This is a genomic window from Pseudooceanicola endophyticus (assembly GCF_018760365.1).
Lineage (GTDB): Bacteria > Pseudomonadota > Alphaproteobacteria > Rhodobacterales > Rhodobacteraceae > Pseudooceanicola > Pseudooceanicola endophyticus.
Genome location: NZ_JAHIAB010000003.1, coordinates 144,390 through 160,486 on the forward strand (window position 1 = coordinate 144,390; position 16,097 = coordinate 160,486).

The window sequence follows — 16,097 nt, forward strand, 5'->3', positions numbered from 1 at the left end:
AGCGAAAGGCGAAGGGGCGGTTGACCGCCCCTTCTGCCGTTTCAGAGCCTTAGCGCACGACGATGCCGCCGCTGATGCACAGCGTTTCGCCGGTGACATAGCCCGGGGCGGCGCAGAATTTCCACGCCCAGTCGGCGATCTCGGCGGGTTGGGCGGCGCGTCCCAGCGGCACCTGCTTCACCGCTTCGGCGATGCGGCCCCCGGCCAGCGTGCCGGCGGTCTCGACCCAGCCGGGCGCGACGGCGTTCACCGTGATGCCCAGCGGCGCAAGCTCGACCGCGAGAGAGCGCACCAGCGACAGGACCGCCGCCTTGGAGGCACTGTAAAGCAGCTGGTTGCGCGACACCGCATAGGCGTCGATGGAGGCGAACATCAGCATCGTGCCGCCCTGCGCCATGCGCTGCCTTGCCTGGCGCGCCACGTTGTGCGACCCCAGCACGTTGACGTCGAAGATCCGGCGGTAGAGCTCGGGGGTGAAATCCTCCAGGTTGGAGGTCGGGAAGATCCCGGCGGCATTGACCAGCGCCGAAACCGCCCCGGCGGCTTCGATCCCGTCCAATGCGGCTGAAAGCGCGGCCTCGTCGGTGATGTCGCAGGTCAGCGGATGGAAGCCCGGCACGGCCTCCTGCGGGCGGGCGTCAACGCCGATGACGCTCCAGCCTTCGGCCAGGAAACGTTCGGCGCAGGCCTGGCCCATGCCAGAGCCCGATCCGGTGACGATGACGGTCTTGATGTCTTGCAGGTCCATGATGTCTCTTGATCTTTCGGAAGGGAACGGGGGCCGGTTGAACGGCCCCCGCGGGATCAGCCGCGCGGGGCGCGGGCCAGCGCCGGGGCCCGGCTGCCGCCCAGGAAGGCGGGCAGGCGGACCACCGGGTCGCGGCGGGTGGTGATGGTAAAGCCGGTGGCCGCATAGAGGATCGACAGCGCGACCGAGGCCATCATGAAGAACATGAATGGCAGGTAATCCAGCGTCGCGACCCCCAGCACGCCCGAGGCATAGAGCGCGCCGCTGGACCAGGGGAAGGTCGGGTCGTTGACGGTGCCGATGTCCTCGATGGTGCGCGACAGGTTCTTGGGCTCCAGGTCGAACTGGTCGTAGAGCGGGCGCATGATCGTCGCCGTCACCACCGCCGCAAAGCTGAAGGAGGCGCCGATCACCAGCGTCACCAGCACCATCGGAATGGCGCTGAGCGTGACCCGGCGCGGGCTGCTGAGGCGCGGCAGGACCGGCTTGACCAGGGCACCGACGACGCCGGTGCCTTCCAGCACCCCGCCCAGCGACACCGCCAGCACGAACAGCAGCGCCAGTTCGAACATGTGGCTCATGCCGCCACGGTTCAGCAGGCCGTTCAGGTTGTCGATGCCGGTCTCGACCGAAAAGCCGCTGTACATGACGTTCAGGCCCTGGGTCAGGCTGGCGCCCTGCAGCGGGATCGCCAGCAGTGCCCCGGCCAGGCCGCCCGCGAAGATCGCGAGGTAGGCGGGCAGGCGCAGCGCCAGCAGCGCCACCACCACGATGATCGGCAGCACCGCCCAGCCCGAGATGTTGAACTGCGCCAGCAGGCCCTGACGGATCGCCTCGACCTGGGCCTGGTCGGTGCTGGCGCCATCGTGGCCGCCGCCGAAGAGGCCGATCAGGAAGAAGGCCAGAAGCGCGATGAGGATGGCGGGCACCGTGGTCCAGAGCATACGCTGCATGTGCTCGATCAGGGTGCTGCCGCAGACCGCCGGGGCCAGGTTGGTGCTGTCGGACAGGGGCGAGAGCTTGTCGCCGAAATAGGCCCCCGAAATCACCGCGCCGGCGGTGATCGCGGGCGACACGTCAAGCCCGGCTCCGACGCCCATCATCGCGACGCCCATGGTCCCCATGGTGCCCCAGGAGGTGCCGGTGGCCAGAGAGGTCGCCATGCACAGCAGGACCGCCGTCACCAGGAAATACTTCGGCGAGATGGTCGAGAGCCCGGCATAGATGATCGCGGGCACCGTGCCCGACAGCAGCCAGGCGCCGATCAGCGCGCCCACCGAAACAGGATCAGCACCAGCGGGATGATCTGCCCGACCGCCGAGGTCAGGCAGCGTTCGGAGGTTTCGAAGCGCACGCCGGCCAGCGCCGCGCCGACCATGGCCGCGGCAAGGCTGATCATCATCGCGAGGTTCAGCGCGACGCCCAGCAGCACGAAGCTGATGAACATGGAGGCGATCACGGCGCCCATGATCGCCATGGCGGGGCGCAGGGGCATTTCGGCACGTGCGGGGCCGTCCGGCGCCATTGGCTGGCCCGGGGAGGAGAGAGGTCTGGTCATCGGTTTTCCCTGTTGCTGGGTCTGGCGGATTTGTCCGCCTTCTTCTGGTTGGGACCCGGCCAAAGGGGCTTAGGCCGGGTCGGGATCAGGCGCGTGCGGCGGCGTCCCCGCTGACGGGACGGGCGGCGGCCAGCACGCCAAGCTGGGCCATCGTCTGGTCGTAATCGGCCTGCCAGTGGCGGCGGACCAGATCGATGCGGGTCTCGGGGGTGTTGGTGGCGGCAAAGCGGGCCGCCAGGTCGGTGATCTCGCTGCGGGCCAGGCGGATCATCCGGGCAATCGCGTGGGCCTGCTGGTTGTAAAGCGGCCACTGCGGTCCGCGCGGGCCGCAAAGCCCCACGAAGTAAAGGTTTTCCCGGGTGGTCGGCAGGATTGTCGCGGCGGTGCGCAGCGGCACGCCGGCCTCCCATTCCAGATGGGCGGGATCCAGGAAGGGCATGCAGACGTCAAAGCCGGTGGCCCAGAGGATGGTGTCGAAATCCTCCTGGCGGCCATCGCTGAAGGTGACGGTGCGGCCCTCGATGCGTTCCAGCCCCGAGGCGACGGCAATGCGGCCATGCTGGATCCAGTAGAGCAGCAGGTCGTTCACGATCGGCGCCTGATCGTCGAGGTTGAAGGTTTCCGGCTCCGGCAGGCCGGGATATTCCGAGGCCGGCCCGTTCGACACCAGGATCAGCAGGTTCAGGATCATGTTCTGCTGCTCGGGGGGCAGGGTGGCCAGCCAGGGGATCTCGGAGCGGGGTTTGCCGAACAGCGTCTTGGGCTGGAACAGGTGGCCGCGCCGCATGGCGATGGTGACATCGCGCCGGGCCTGGGCGGCATCGACCGCCAGGTCGCAGCCGGAGTTGCCGAAGCCCACCACCAGCACCTTGCCCTCGATGTCATTGACGTTGGTGTAATCGTGCGAATGCAGCGACTTGCCGGTGAAATCGGCGGCGATGGCGGGCAGGCGGGGTTTCCAGAGGTGGCCGTTGGCGACGATCACCCCGTCGTAATCCCGGGTTTCGCCGTTCGACAGGCGCACCTTCCAGCCTTCGGTGCCGGCCATGCCCTGCGGGGTGATCTCCTCGACCGCGGTGTTGAAGGTGATCTTCTCGCGCAGGGCGAAGGCATCGGCATAGGCCAGCATGTAGTCGAGGATCTGTTCCCGGCTGGGATAGGTCGGCAGGCTTTTCGGCATCGGGAACCCTTCGAAGCCGGAGCTGTCGCGGGCGGTGATCAGGTGCAGCGCCTCGTAATCGTGGTGCCAGTGGCCGCCGACCTCGGCATCCTTTTCGAAGCAGTCGACCGCGATGCCCTCATCGGTGAGGGTCTTCAGCGCGCCCATCCCGGCGGCCCCGGCGCCGATGATGCAGTAACGTCCCTGTGTCATGTTCTTTTCGTCCTGAGGGTCCAATATGCATCTCAGGGTGACATTTGACCGGGCCGCGATGAAGAGAGCCGGACAGGCGGCTTGCATCGGGAAAACCGATGGCTGCTCAGAGGTCCTGGTAGCGGGTCTGGATCCGGGCCAGATGCTGGCGCAGCAGCTCCTTCAGGGCGCGGGTGGCGGGTGAGAGCGTCACGTCGCGGTTCTGGATGAAGGCGAAGGTCTCGAAGATCGGCGGCTCCAGCGGGACCCAGTGCAGGCTGTCGCCAAAGCCCAGGTGATGCACGATGGGCCGGGTCGCCAGCACGTCGCCGATGCCGTCGCGGGCCAGTTCCAGCCCGGTGATCTGGTGCTCCACCTCGACCAGCGGATGCAGGGCAACGCCGGCGGCACGGGCCCGTTCGTTCAGGATCCGGCGCACCGGGTCGCCCCGGCCCCAGCGGGCCTCGGTCATGATCAGCGGCGCCCGCGCCAGATCGAGGATCGTCTTCGGCGCCTGCGCCCGCGCCGGAACGACGCTGAGATAGCCCACCGGGGTGGACCAGACCGGCTCGCTGACGATCAGGTTGCGTTCCTGCACCGGCAGCATGACAAGGCCGGCTTCCAGCCGCCCCTCGCTGACGTCATGGGCGACCTCGGCCGAGTTGTTGCCCACCAGCCGCAGCCGCATCCCGGGATAGGCCTGGCGGAAATCCCGGATCAGGGCGCGCAGAAAGTAGTGGTGGGCGCTGCCGAAGGTGCCGAAACTTGCGATGCCGCCAGCCAGGCCGCGCAGATCCTGCACCGCGCGTTCGCCCTGCTGGAGCGCCTCCAGGCTGGCGCGGGCATGGGGGGCAAAGTTGCGCCCCGCCTCGGTCAGTTCCAGCGCGCGGTTGGTGCGGATGAAAAGCGTGGCGCCCAGGGCTTCTTCAAGCCGGATCACCTGCTCGGAAAAGTTCGACTGGCTGACGCCCATCGCCTCGGCAGCGCGGGTCAGCGTGCCCTGCTCCATGGCGGCCAGGAAAAAACGCATCTGCTTGAGGGTGATCATCGGGGGTCTCCGGGGGGCGGGCCGGGGCAGACTGGCCGCTTTGCGGGCCGGGGCCAAGGCGACGCGCCGGGAAACCCCGGGGCAGCCGTGGCCGCCGGTCGGGCGCTGCCCGTCAGCCGGGCAGTGCCGGCGGCCCGGGCTCCGCGACCTCCTCGGTGATGACGCCGTACCAGCGCAGGATGGTCCCGTCGGCGGCCCGGTAGGGGCTGCTTCGGCTGCGCATCAGCCGGTACTGACCAAAGGGTCCGCGCAGCCGGAACAGGCACTGGAACGGCGTGCCAAGCGGCACCGTGGCCCGCCATTCCGCCTGGACGCGGGGATGATCCTCGGGGTGGACATTATGCAGCCAGCGGGTGATCCGCGCCTGCATGGTCTCTCCGGGCAGGTCGGTGGTGGTGGGGCCGATATAGTCGATCTCTCCGTCCGGCTGGGCGCCCCAGATGATGTCCATGTGCAGCTCGGAGGCATGGCGCAGGTGTTCCTCCATGGTGCGCAGGGTGCGCAGGGTCGCCTGGCGTTCGGTGACGTCGATGGCAACGACGGAAAACCCGATGACATCGCCGGGCCCGGCCAGCACCCGGCTGCAGAAGGTCAGGTAATCGCGCCCGTTGGTGCGGTAAAGCTGCTCGATTGGATTGTCGCTGACCAGCGCCCGGTGTAGCACCGCCAGCACGGTGTCGCGCAGGGCCGTGTCGTGCAGATCGCGCACCGAGGTGCCTTCCAGCTCTTCCTGGGTCAGGCCGTGCATGGCGGCGAACCGGGCATTGGTGCGCACGTGGCGCGCTTCCCGGTCGAGGAAGCACAGGCCGACGGGAATGCGCTCGTACAGGGTATTGAGCTGGTGCAGCTGCTGGAACGGCGAATTGTCGATGGGCTGCGCGGGGGGGGGGGTGTCCTGATGGCGCATGGCGAAGCTGGCGGCCTCGACCGGGCGCAGGGCGCGGGCGAACAGCCATCCCTGGCCCAGATCGCAGCCCAGGGCGCGCAGCTGGCTGCGCTCGGCCTCGGTCTCGATGCCCTCGGCCACCAGGCTCAGCCCCAGGCTGTGGCCCAGGCCGATGACGGCGGTGACGATGCGCCGCTTGCTGGGGGCGTCGGCCATGCCATGGATGAAGCCGGCGTCGATCTTCAGCTTGTGGAAGGGAAAGGCCTCCAGTCGTGTCAGGCTGGAATAGCCGGTGCCGAAATCGTCGATCGCCAGCCGCACGCCAAGCGCGGCCAGCGCATGCAGAGTCCGTTCCGCCTGGCCGTCATCGGCGACCATCAGGTTCTCGGTCACTTCCAGCTCCAGCCGGTGCAGCGGAAAGCCGGTGGGGGCAACCAGGGTGGCGATGCGCTGGGTGAAATCGTCCTGCCGCAGCTGGTCGGGGGCGACGTTGAAGGCCAGGGTGAATTGCCCGGGCCAGCTGGCCGCCGCCGTGCAGGCGCGCAGCAGGAAGGTATCGAGCAGGGCATCCATCAGGCCGTGGCGCTCCAGCGCGGGAATGATCTGGGCCGGGGACAGGGGGCCGGTGTCGGGGGCCTCGTAGCGGGCCAGGACCTCAAAGCCCGCCAGTGCACCGCTGCGCAGGTCCATCACCGGCTGGAAGGCCGGATGCAGCTGTCCCTGCGCCAGCGCCTGCAGCAACGCCGGGCGCTCGTGCCAGGCACGGGATGGGGACGCGGGGCGCGGCGGGGTTTGCGGCATGAACTCTCCGGGGGTCTTGAACATGTCCTGCATATGATAGCGGGATCCGGGCCAAGGGGGAGGGGCCGTGGTGACGCGCCCGTTACGGCAAGCGGGCTGCCGCCCCATTTTGCGGCACGCCGGGCGGCTGCGGCCCCTGGGCGCTGCCCGCAGGACGGGCATTGGCGGGGGCCTACGAAAACGTGAAGGCGGGCGCGCGGGACGCCCGGGCTGGTGCCCGCGCCGTGGCGCCCTAAGGTCCAGACCGGAGCAGCCGCGCGACGAGGCGCGGCGCAATGACTGAACTGACAGGAGACGCCATGGCCATCCCCCATCCGGTTCCCTTCGGGCCTCTGGCCCGCCGGGCGGCCTTCGCCACCCCTGATGCCGGGCGCGGTGCCGCGCCGGCCGAAGATCCCTACCGCAGCAGCGTGACGCTGACGGTGAACGGCACCCCGCACCGGCTGACGCTGGACAATCGCACCACGTTGCTGGACGCGCTGCGCGAGCATCTGCACCTGACCGGCAGCAAGAAGGGCTGCGACCACGGCCAGTGCGGCGCCTGCACCTGCACCGTGAACGGCACCCGCATCAACACCTGCCTGAGCCTGGCGGTGATGCATGACGGCGACCGGATCGAGACCATCGAGGGACTGGGCTCGGCGCAGGCGCTGTCGCCCATGCAGCAGGCCTTCGTGGCCCGCGACGGCTTCCAGTGCGGCTATTGCACCCCCGGGCAGATCCAGTCCGCCTGTGCCGTGCTGGAGGAGATCCGCGCGAATATCCCCAGCCATGTCACCGCCGATCTGACCGCCCCGGTGCAGATCACCGAGGCCGAGATCCGCGAACGCATGTCGGGCAACCTGTGCCGCTGCGGCGCCTATGCCAACATCCTCGCGGCGATCCGCGATGTGGCGGAGGCGCAGGCATGAAACCCTTCAGCTATCACCGCGCCAGCGATGCCGCCCAGGCCGTGGCCCGCGCCGCCGAATTGCCGGGCGCGCGCTTCATCGCCGGGGGAACCAACCTGCTGGACCTGATGAAACTGGGGATCGAGGCGCCGGCCCATCTGATCGACGTCAACGGGCTGGGGCTGGACCAGATCACCGAAACGCCCGCCGGCGGGCTGCGCATCGGAACGCTGGTCAGCAATACCGCGCTTTCGGCAGATGACCGGGTGCGCCGCGACTACCCGCTGCTGACCCGCGCCATCGCCGCCGGGGCCAGCGGCCAGCTGCGCAACAAGGCCACCACCGGGGGCAACCTGCTGCAACGCACGCGCTGCCCCTATTTCTACGACACCGCCATGCCCTGCAACAAGCGCCTGCCCGGGTCCGGCTGCGCGGCTTCCACGCCCGGCGCGGTGACCCGCCCGCTGGGGGTCATCGGAACTTCGCAGGCCTGCCTTGCCACGCATCCCTCCGACATGGCGGTTGCGCTGCGGGCCCTCGATGCCGAGGTCGGCACGCTTTCCGCCGACGGCGCCCGGCGCGAGATCCCCCTGGAATCCTTTCACCGGCTGCCTGGCGCCATGCCCGAGCACGACACCGTGCTGCGCCCCGGAGAGCTGATCACCCATGTCACCCTGCCGGCGCCGGTGGGCGGTCGGCAGCTGTATCACAAGGTGCGCGACCGCGCCTCCTATGCCTTCGCGCTGGTCTCGGTCGCGCTGATCCTGCAGCCCGACGGCACCGGTCGCGTGGCGCTGGGCGGGGTTGCCCCGAAGCCCTGGCGCCGCCCCGAGGCCGATGCCGCCTTGCCGCGCGGGGCCGGTGCGGTGATGGAGCGCCTGCTGGAGGGCGCCCGCCCGCTGTCCGGCAATGCCTTCAAGATCCCCCTGGCCACCCGCACCCTGGCCGCTCTGCTGAAGGAGGCCGCATGATGGATTTCGACCAGCCCGCCGGTGACAGCCGGATCGACCTGTCGCGCATCCTTGGCCAGCCCGCCACCCGCATCGACGGCCCGCTGAAGGTCAGCGGCGCGGCCCGCTACGCCTATGAGCAGCACGACGTGCTGGAGGGCCAGAAGGTCGGCTATCCGGTTCTGGCGACCATCGCCCGGGGCCGGATCACCGCCATGCGCACCACTGCCGCAGCGGCCATGCCCGGGGTGATCGGCATCGTCACCGCCCCCGAGGTCGGCAAGATGCCCAAGCCCTTCGCCTTCAACGTCGCGCCGCTGTTTGGCGGCGACGAGGTGGTGCATTACCACCAGGCCATCGCCGTCGTGGTGGCCGACAGCTTCGAGGAAGCCCGCGCCGCCGCCGCCCGGGTGGAGGTCGACTATGCCGGGGAGACGGGCGGTTTCGATCTGCATGGGCTCTGGCCCGAGCGGCGCGAGGATGCCCGCGATCCGGTGGCGCGCGTCGGCGATTTCGAGGCTGCCTTTGCCGCCGCCCCGGTGCGGCTGGACCATGATTACAGCACGCCCGCGCATTCCCATGCCATGATGGAGCCCCATGCGACGCTGGCGCATTGGCAGGACGGGCGGCTGACGGTCTGGACCTCCAACCAGATGGTGGAATGGGCGCGCACGGGCCTGGCCAGCACCTTCGGCCTCTCCGAGGACCAGGTGCGGGTGATCAGCCCCTACGTGGGAGGCGGCTTCGGCACCAAGCTGGTGCTGCGGGCCGATGCGATCCTGGCGGCGCAGGCGGCGCGGCGGCTGGGCTGTCCGGTGAAGGTGGCGCTGCCGCGTCCGGCGGTGATGAACAACACCTCGCACCGGGCCGCGACGCTGCAGCGCATCCGCATCGGCGCCGAGGCCGACGGCCGGATCACCGCCATCGCCCATACCGCGCTGTCAAACACGCTGCCCGGCGGGCGGGGCGAGAACGCGGTGGACCAGAGCCGCTGGTTCTATGCCGGGGCGCACCGGCTTTTCGTCCATCACCTGGGAGAGATGCACCTGCCCGAGTCCAATGCCATGCGCGCCCCCGGCGAGGCGCCGGGCCTGATGGCGCTGGAGATCGCCATGGACGAGATGGCCGAGAAGCTGCGCATGGACCCGGTGGCCTTCCGGATCCGAAACGACACCCAGGTCAGCCCCGAGGATCCCGACAAGCCCTTCTCGGACCGGCATTTCAGCGAATGCCTGACCCGCGGCGCGGAGGCCTTCGGCTGGTCTGACCGGCCGCTGCGCCCGGGCAGCCGCCGCGATGGCGACTGGATGCTGGGCTGGGGCGTGGCCGGGGCCTACCGGGGCGGCCCGGCGATGACCTCGGGGGCGCGGCTGCGGCTGCAGCCTTCGGGGCGGCTGCTGGTCGAGACCAGCATGACAGACATCGGCACCGGCAGCTACACGATCCTGGCGCAGACGGCAGCCGAGGTGCTGGGCCTGCCGCTGGAGGCGGTCGAGGTGCGGCTGGGCGACAGCGACCTGCCGGCCTCTGCCGGTTCGGGCGGGCAATGGGGCGCGGCCAGCGCCACCGCCGGGGTCTATGCGGCGGGCCTGGCGCTGCGCACCGAGATCGCCCGCCGGCTGGGCGTCAACGATGCCGATACGCTGGTCTTCGAGGCCGGTACGGTCCGGGGCAGCGACGGGGCGCGCAGCCTGGCCGATTTGGCCGCCGAAGGAGAGATCGTGGCCGAGGACGCGATCCGCTTCGGCGATTTCCGCAAGCGCCAGATCGTCGCCACCTTCGGGGCGCATTTCGTCGAGCTGGGCGTGCATGCCCTGACCGGAGAGATCCGCCTGCGCCGGATGCTGGCGGTTTGCGATGCGGGCCGGATCCTGAACCCGGTGACCGCGCGCAGCCAGGTGATTGGCGGCATGGTCATGGGCGTGGGCGCCGCGCTGATGGAAGAGGCCGCCATCGACACCGGGCGCGGCTTCTTCCCGGCCCATGACCTGGCCGGCTACGAGGTGCCGGTCCATGCCGATATCCCCGTGCAGGAGGTGATCTTCCTCGACACCGCCGATGCCTCGGCGACACCGCTCAAGGCCAAGGGCGTCGGAGAGCTGGGTCTGTGCGGCGTGGCGGCGGCGATCGCCAATGCGCTCTACAATGCCACCGGCGTCCGGGTCCGGGACTATCCGCTGACGCTGGAACACTACCTGGACGAGCTGCCGGCCTGAGGCGCTCTCCGGTTCGGCGCGGGGCTTGCTCCGTGCCGGGCCGGCTCTCCCAGGGTCATCTGCATCGCGACGCAAGGTTTTGCGTTAACGCCCTTGTGAAGCTCCGTGATCGGTCGTTAGCATGTGCCTAATCAATGGCACGAAATCGATGATGGAGAGTAGTCGATGAAACACCAGACCCTCTGGGCCGGCATTGCCCTGGCCGCAGCCCTGACCGCCGGCAGCGCCGGCGCGCAGGAGATGTCGTTCTTCCGGATCGGCACCGGCGGCACCTCGGGAACCTACTACCCGATCGGCGGTCTGCTCGCCAACGCGATCTCGAGCCCGCCTGGCTCGCGCGCCTGTGACCAGGGCGGTTCCTGCGGCGTGCCGGGCCTGGTGGCCTCGGCGCTGTCCTCGAACGGCTCGGTTGCCAACATCAACGCGATTGCCGGCGGTACGCTGGAATCGGGCTTCTCGCAGTCCGACGTCGCGACTTGGGCCTATACCGGCACCGGCATCTGGGACGGCAAGCCCGCGGTCGAGAAGCTGCGCGCCATCGCCACGCTCTACCCTGAATCCATCCACCTGGTCGCCAGCGCAGAGTCGGGCGTGAAAAGCGTCGCCGACCTGAAGGGCAAGCGCGTCTCGATGGACGAGCCGGGCTCGGGCACGCTGGTTGATGCACGCATCATCCTGGAGGGCTACGGCCTGAGCCAGGACGACGTGAAGGCCGAGTTCCTGAAACCCGATCAGGCGGCGGACCGGATGCGTGACGGCGCCATGGACGCCTTCTTCTTCGTCGGCGGCTACCCGGCGGGCGCCATCGCCGAGCTGGCCAGCCAGCACGACGTGACCATCGTGCCGATCTCCTGCGACGAGGCCCCCTCGATCTGCGAGACCTACGGCTTCTTCTCGGCCGACATGATCCCGGGCGGCACCTATGAGGGCGTCGCGGCGGACACCCCGACCCTGTCTGTGGGCGCGCAGTGGATCACCTCGGCCGACCAGCCCGAGGATCTGATCTACGGCATCACCAAGGCGCTGTGGAACGAGAACACCCGCAAGCAGCTGGACGCGGGCCACGCCAAGGGCAAGTCGATCACGCTGGAGACCGCGCTGGACGGCATCGGCATCCCGCTGCACCCGGGCGCCGAGAAGTTCTACAAGGAAGCCGGCCTGATTTCCGAGTGATCCGGCCCGACAGAGGCTGATCGGAACGGGGCCGTGCATGTCGCGGCCCCGTCTCTTTTTCATGTGCTTGCCGGGACGGGTCCCACCGGGTCCGGTCCGGCGTTTTTCATGTTTCATCCATCCGGAGTCCCGATGACCCAGGACAAACCCCAAACGCCGCCGCCCGAGGGCGAGGAGATCCGCAGCCTCAGCGCCGACGAACTTCAGGCACTGGAAGAGAAATTCGACCCCGAGCTGCGTTTCCGGGTGCTGGCGCGGCCACTGGCCATCGCCGCCTCGCTGATCCTGTTCGCGCTGTCGTGCTATCACTACTACACCGCCGGCTTCGGCATTCCCCAGGCCACCACCCACCGCGGGCTGCACATGGGCACGACGCTGGCGCTGGTGTTCCTGAGCTTCTCGGCCTTCGGCAAGAAAGAGATCAAGCCCTCGGTGCTGGCGCCGCTGGGCCTGCCGATCTGGGACTGGGTGTTCATGATCGCGGGCGCGATCGCCGCCTTCTACGTGCCCTGGATCTACGCGGATCTGGCGTTCCGGGTCGGCAACCCGCTGCCCATCGACATCGCCATGGGCACCATCCTGATCGTCGTGCTGCTTGAGGCGGTGCGCCGTTCGATGGGCTGGCCGCTGCCGGTGATCGCGCTGATCTTCATCGCCTATGCCTATTTCGGCAAAAGCATGCCCGGCATCCTGGTGCATCCGGGCGCCAGCTGGGCCAATATCGTCAACCACCTCTACCTGACCTCTCAGGGGGTCTACGGCACGGCCCTGGGGGTGATCGCGACCTACGTGTTCCACTTCGTGCTGTTCGGCGTCATGGCGACGCGGATCGGGCTGGGGCAGCTGTTCATCGATATCGCCTCGGCGCTGGCGGGGCGCTATGCGGGCGGTCCGGCGAAGGTCTCGGTGGTGTCCTCGGCGCTGCTGGGCTCGATCTCGGGCTCGTCCATCGCAAATACGGTGACCACCGGGTCGCTGACCATCCCGGCGATGATCCGCATCGGCTATCCGCGCCACTTCGCGGCGGCGGTCGAGGCCGCGTCCTCCACCGGGGGGCAGATCACGCCGCCGGTGATGGGCGCCGTGGCCTTCCTGATGATCGAATATCTGGGCGTGCCGCTGACCACCATCCTGACCGCGGCACTGGTGCCGGCCTTCATGCACTTCTTCGGGGTGCTGGTGCAGGTGCACCTTGAGGCCCGCCGCCTTGGCCTGCGCGGCCTTTCGGCGTCCGAGCTGCCCAATGCCTGGAAGGTCTTCAAGAAGGGCTGGCTGTCGGTTCTGCCGCTGGTCATCCTGGTCGCCGTGCTGCTGTCGGGCCGCACGCCCTTCGCCGCCGCCTTCTACTCGATCTCGGCCTGCATCGTGGTGCTGGCGATTCAGCAGATCATGGCCGGTGGCCTGGTCGAGGGCCTGAAGGGCACCGTGCACGGGGTCTGGGAAGGCTTCATCCTGGGCGCGCGCCAGTCGCTTTCGGTGACCGCCGCCGCCGCCCTTGTGGGCGTGGTGATCGGTGTCGTGACGCTGACCGGCGTCGGCTTCAAGATCGCCTACATGGTGACCGGGGTCGCCGCCAACTGGGCAACCGAAGTGTCGGGCTGGCTGTCGGTGCTGCCGTTCGAGGTGATGGGCGTCTCGACGCTGACGCTGCTGTTCACGCTGCTGCTGACGGCGATCGTCTGCATCCTGATGGGCTGCGGCATCCCGACGACGGCGAACTACATCATCATGGTCGCCGTGGCCGCGCCGGTGCTGGGCCTGCTGCAGGTGCAGCCGCTGGTCGCGCATTTCTTCGTCTTCTACTACGGGGTGCTGGCGGATGTGACGCCGCCCGTGGCGATGGCGGCCTATGCGGGTGCGGGGATCGCGGGGGCCAATGCCTTCAAGGCCGGCAACACCGCCTTCCGCCTCAGCATGGGCAAGGCGCTGGTGCCGTTCATCTTCGTTTTCCAGCCGGCGCTGCTGCTGGTGACCGACGGCTTCACCTGGCCGGCCTTCTTCCTGGCCTTCGGGGGCGCGGTTCTGGGCATCTGGGCGCTGTCGGCGGCGGTGTCGAACTGGCTTTTCGCGCCGCTCGCCTGGTTTGAACGCATCGTTCTGGCGCTGGCGGCGATCCTGCTGGTCGCTCCGGATCTGACGGCGACCGTGGTGGGCATCGTGCTGATCCTGCCGACGGCGTTGCGCCAGCTGCTGGGCAAGCGCGCCGCCCCCGCTTAAGCCTATCCGGATCGCTGAAATCCCTGACCGGCGCCCGTCCTGCGGGCGCCGGTTTTCGTTTCGCTCAGCCTCTGGTCGTGGGGCGGGTGCCATTGTCCGCCGGGCAAGGGGATGTGACCTGACGCAGGGTTGACAGCCCCATGCCGCAGCGCGGAAAGTTCCCGGGTTTCCCCGTGACGCGTGTTGCAAGGTACATAGTTATTATGCCCGGCCGCGGCCGACCGGGGCAGAGACCAAGGCCGGTTGCGCAGGCATTTCCGCCCCGTCCGGCACAGGCCCCTTGCCCGGCCTCCGGCGTCCGGCGCCGTAGGAAAGCCAACAGATGACCGACAAGACGACTTCCCCGAAGATCGAGCATTCCGTGCCCTGGTTCTGGCCCATGGCCGCCTGGATGGAGATGGAGGATGCCGGGTTCAAGGCGCTGGAAGACAGCCTGCGCTACATCGGAGAGGCGGTGGCGATCACCCGCCCGCCAGAGCCGAAATGGGCCACGAAGAACGACATCGTGCTGGATCTCGACACCATGCGGCTGCGTGATTTCGGCGGCAGCGGCACCGGCCTGCCGGTGATCGTGGATGCGCCCTTCGCGGGCCATTCCTCGACCATCGCGGATTACGACGTCGGGCAGAGCCTGGTGGAAACGCTGGTGGGCTGCGGTCTGGGCCGGGTGCTGTGCACCGACTGGAAGACCGCCACCCCCGAGATGCGCGACTTCGACATCGACAAGTACCTGGCCGAGATCAACGTCGCGGTCGACGACCTGGGCGGCAAGGTGATCCTGGTCGGGCTGTGCCAGGGCGGCTGGATGTCGGCCATGTATGCCGCCCGCTTCCCCGAGAAGGTCGCGGGGCTGGTGCTGGCGGGCTCTCCGATCGACACCGATGCCGGGGACGGCCCGATCCGCAACATGGCGCATGAGATCCCGCTGTCGGTCTACGAGGACATGGTGAAGGCGGGCAAGGGGCGGATGCTGGGGCAGTTCATGCTGACCGGCTGGAAGAACATGCACCCCGACAAGCAGTACCTGAACAAGTTCATTGACCTCTATACCCATATCGAGGACGAGGATTACCTGGAGCGCAGCGAGACCTTCGAAAGCTGGTACGAACGCCCGCTTGACCTGCCGGGGCGCTATTACCTTCAGGCGATCGAGCTGCTGTTCAAGAAGAACCTCTTCGCGAAGGGAGAGTTCATCGGGCTGGGCCGCAAGCTGGATCTGGGGGCGATCACCTGTCCCGCCTTCCTGCTGGCCGGCGAAAGCGACGACATCACCACGCAGGAACAGGTCTTTGCCGCGCGCGGCTTGCTGGGCACCCCGGATGCGCAGATCACGCAGAAGCTGGTGCCGGGCGGCCATATCGGCCTCTTCATGGGGCGCCGCACCCTGACCGATACCTGGCCGGGCATCGCCGAATGGATCGCCGCCACCGGCGGCCGATGAGTCTATCGTCTTCGGAAACACCATGGCGCCGCGCCTCCTGTCCGGGGGCGCGGCGTCTTGCGTTTTCAGGAACCGTCAGCGTTTCGGAAGGGCACCCTTGCTGATCCGTTAAGAAACGCCACAGCCTGTTGCGCGTTGGGTCTCCAGAGGCGCGGCAGGGCGCCGCGACGCCCGTAAGGGGCCGTCCCGCCCATGCCCGCCCAGAAGAAAGGAGATTCCCATGGCATTGGACAGAACCGCGAACCCGTTCCTGGGGCTTGAACATGTCGGCGTCGTCGTCCCGGACATCAGGCAGGCGGAAACCTTCTTCGAGGAGGCCTTTGGCGCCACCGTGCTGTTTCGCGCCGCCACCCCGGAGGGGCCCTCGATCCCCGGAGAGAAGATGCACCCGATCAACGGCCTGGCCGAGGGCAGCGCGATGCGCGCCGTGACCATGCTGCGGCTGGGCAACAGCGCCCAGGTGGAGCTGTTCGAGATCTCCCATCCGGGCCGCGAGGACCAGCCCCGCTTCGAGGACATGGGGCCGCAGCATTTCTCGGTCTACTGCTCGGACATGGAGGCCGCCGCAGAGCGGCTTGAGGCGGCGGGCGCGACCCTGCTGGACGGCCCGGTGGCGGGCATGGGGCCCGAGGAAGGCAAGGGCAATGCCTCGCGCTTCTGCCGCACGCCCTGGGGGCTGCTGCTGGAATTCGCGCATATGCCCTCGGCCATGCAGTACGATCCCGAGGCCACGCAAACCCGCTGGTATCCCTCCCGCTGAACCCTTCCTTCGGGCGGGGGCGGTGATCCGGCCCCGCCCGGATCCCGACCGCCGCTTC

General features: G+C 68.7%; 13 protein-coding genes. 7 read left to right on the forward strand and 6 right to left on the reverse strand.

The genetic code is table 11. The features are described 5' to 3' along the window. Nucleotides 1-49 precede the first annotated feature (49 nt). The 6 genes from KM176_RS07025 to KM176_RS07050 all read right to left on the reverse strand — a co-directional run bounded on the left by KM176_RS07025 (nucleotide 50) and on the right by KM176_RS07050 (nucleotide 6,425). The gene (locus KM176_RS07025) at nucleotides 50-748 is read right to left on the reverse strand and encodes an SDR family NAD(P)-dependent oxidoreductase (protein WP_160892801.1); all 699 of its coding nucleotides are present in this window, start codon (nucleotides 746-748) and stop codon (nucleotides 50-52) included. A 56-nt stretch (nucleotides 749-804) separates the two neighbouring features. Further along, entirely contained in the window at nucleotides 805-2,025 is a 1,221-nt protein-coding gene (nhaC, locus tag KM176_RS07030; protein WP_160892803.1) for a Na+/H+ antiporter NhaC, read from the reverse strand. Further along, nucleotides 2,013-2,306: a hypothetical protein gene (locus KM176_RS07035; protein ID WP_160892805.1), complete on the reverse strand. Its 294-nt coding sequence runs from the start codon at nucleotides 2,304-2,306 to the stop codon at nucleotides 2,013-2,015. Before KM176_RS07035 ends, nhaC begins: the two co-directional genes overlap by 13 nt. A gap of 85 nt (nucleotides 2,307-2,391) precedes the next feature. Further along, complete coding sequence (locus KM176_RS07040) at nucleotides 2,392-3,678, reverse strand: flavin-containing monooxygenase (protein ID WP_160892807.1); 1,287 nt, start codon at nucleotides 3,676-3,678, stop codon at nucleotides 2,392-2,394. A 106-nt stretch (nucleotides 3,679-3,784) separates the two neighbouring features. Next, nucleotides 3,785-4,705, reverse strand: a complete 921-nt coding sequence (locus KM176_RS07045) for a LysR family transcriptional regulator (RefSeq protein ID WP_202397751.1) — start codon at nucleotides 4,703-4,705, stop codon at nucleotides 3,785-3,787. A gap of 112 nt (nucleotides 4,706-4,817) precedes the next feature. After that, the gene (locus tag KM176_RS07050; RefSeq protein ID WP_160892809.1) at nucleotides 4,818-6,425 is read right to left on the reverse strand and encodes a sensor domain-containing phosphodiesterase; all 1,608 of its coding nucleotides are present in this window, start codon (nucleotides 6,423-6,425) and stop codon (nucleotides 4,818-4,820) included. Nucleotides 6,426-6,691: 266 nt separating this feature from the next. On the opposite strand from KM176_RS07050, the gene KM176_RS07055 reads away from it, so the two are divergent. The 7 genes from KM176_RS07055 (at nucleotide 6,692) to KM176_RS07085 (ending at nucleotide 16,039) form a co-directional block, all read left to right on the forward strand. Then, nucleotides 6,692-7,303 carry a 2Fe-2S iron-sulfur cluster-binding protein gene (locus KM176_RS07055; protein WP_202397752.1) on the forward strand — a complete coding sequence of 204 codons (612 nt, stop codon included), beginning with the start codon at nucleotides 6,692-6,694 and terminating at the stop codon, nucleotides 7,301-7,303. Further along, nucleotides 7,300-8,253, forward strand: coding sequence for an FAD binding domain-containing protein (locus KM176_RS07060; RefSeq protein ID WP_160892813.1), 954 nt, complete (start codon nucleotides 7,300-7,302; stop codon nucleotides 8,251-8,253). Before KM176_RS07055 ends, KM176_RS07060 begins: the two co-directional genes overlap by 4 nt. Beyond that, the gene (locus KM176_RS07065) at nucleotides 8,250-10,448 is read left to right on the forward strand and encodes a xanthine dehydrogenase family protein molybdopterin-binding subunit (protein WP_236045210.1); all 2,199 of its coding nucleotides are present in this window, start codon (nucleotides 8,250-8,252) and stop codon (nucleotides 10,446-10,448) included. The genes KM176_RS07060 and KM176_RS07065 overlap by 4 nt, the downstream gene beginning before the upstream one ends. Before the next feature lie 165 nt (nucleotides 10,449-10,613). Then, a complete protein-coding gene (locus KM176_RS07070; RefSeq protein ID WP_160892815.1) occupies nucleotides 10,614-11,621 on the forward strand; it encodes a TAXI family TRAP transporter solute-binding subunit in 1,008 nt (335 codons plus the stop codon). A gap of 132 nt (nucleotides 11,622-11,753) precedes the next feature. Beyond that, complete coding sequence (locus tag KM176_RS07075; RefSeq protein WP_160892817.1) at nucleotides 11,754-13,838, forward strand: TRAP transporter permease; 2,085 nt, start codon at nucleotides 11,754-11,756, stop codon at nucleotides 13,836-13,838. 322 nt (nucleotides 13,839-14,160) lie between these two features. After that, a complete protein-coding gene (locus KM176_RS07080) occupies nucleotides 14,161-15,279 on the forward strand; it encodes an alpha/beta fold hydrolase (RefSeq protein WP_160892819.1) in 1,119 nt (372 codons plus the stop codon). Between the two features lie 220 nt (nucleotides 15,280-15,499). After that, the gene (locus tag KM176_RS07085; RefSeq protein WP_160892821.1) at nucleotides 15,500-16,039 is read left to right on the forward strand and encodes a VOC family protein; all 540 of its coding nucleotides are present in this window, start codon (nucleotides 15,500-15,502) and stop codon (nucleotides 16,037-16,039) included. Nucleotides 16,040-16,097: the final 58 nt, after the last annotated feature.

Bases quoted from the DNA above. Each gene is read 5' to 3' on its own strand.
- KM176_RS07025 (WP_160892801.1), bottom strand. From the start codon at position 748: ATGGACCTGCAAGACATCAAGACCGTCATCGTCACCGGATCGGGCTCT.
- KM176_RS07035 (WP_160892805.1), bottom strand. From the start codon at position 2,306: ATGACCAGACCTCTCTCCTCCCCGGGCCAGCCAATGGCGCCGGACGGC.
- KM176_RS07040 (WP_160892807.1), bottom strand. From the start codon at position 3,678: ATGACACAGGGACGTTACTGCATCATCGGCGCCGGGGCCGCCGGGATG.
- KM176_RS07045 (WP_202397751.1), bottom strand. From the start codon at position 4,705: ATGATCACCCTCAAGCAGATGCGTTTTTTCCTGGCCGCCATGGAGCAG.
- KM176_RS07050 (WP_160892809.1), bottom strand. From the start codon at position 6,425: ATGCAGGACATGTTCAAGACCCCCGGAGAGTTCATGCCGCAAACCCCG.
- KM176_RS07055 (WP_202397752.1), top strand. From the start codon at position 6,692: ATGGCCATCCCCCATCCGGTTCCCTTCGGGCCTCTGGCCCGCCGGGCG.
- KM176_RS07060 (WP_160892813.1), top strand. From the start codon at position 7,300: ATGAAACCCTTCAGCTATCACCGCGCCAGCGATGCCGCCCAGGCCGTG.
- KM176_RS07065 (WP_236045210.1), top strand. From the start codon at position 8,250: ATGATGGATTTCGACCAGCCCGCCGGTGACAGCCGGATCGACCTGTCG.
- KM176_RS07070 (WP_160892815.1), top strand. From the start codon at position 10,614: ATGAAACACCAGACCCTCTGGGCCGGCATTGCCCTGGCCGCAGCCCTG.
- KM176_RS07075 (WP_160892817.1), top strand. From the start codon at position 11,754: ATGACCCAGGACAAACCCCAAACGCCGCCGCCCGAGGGCGAGGAGATC.
- KM176_RS07080 (WP_160892819.1), top strand. From the start codon at position 14,161: ATGACCGACAAGACGACTTCCCCGAAGATCGAGCATTCCGTGCCCTGG.
- KM176_RS07085 (WP_160892821.1), top strand. From the start codon at position 15,500: ATGGCATTGGACAGAACCGCGAACCCGTTCCTGGGGCTTGAACATGTC.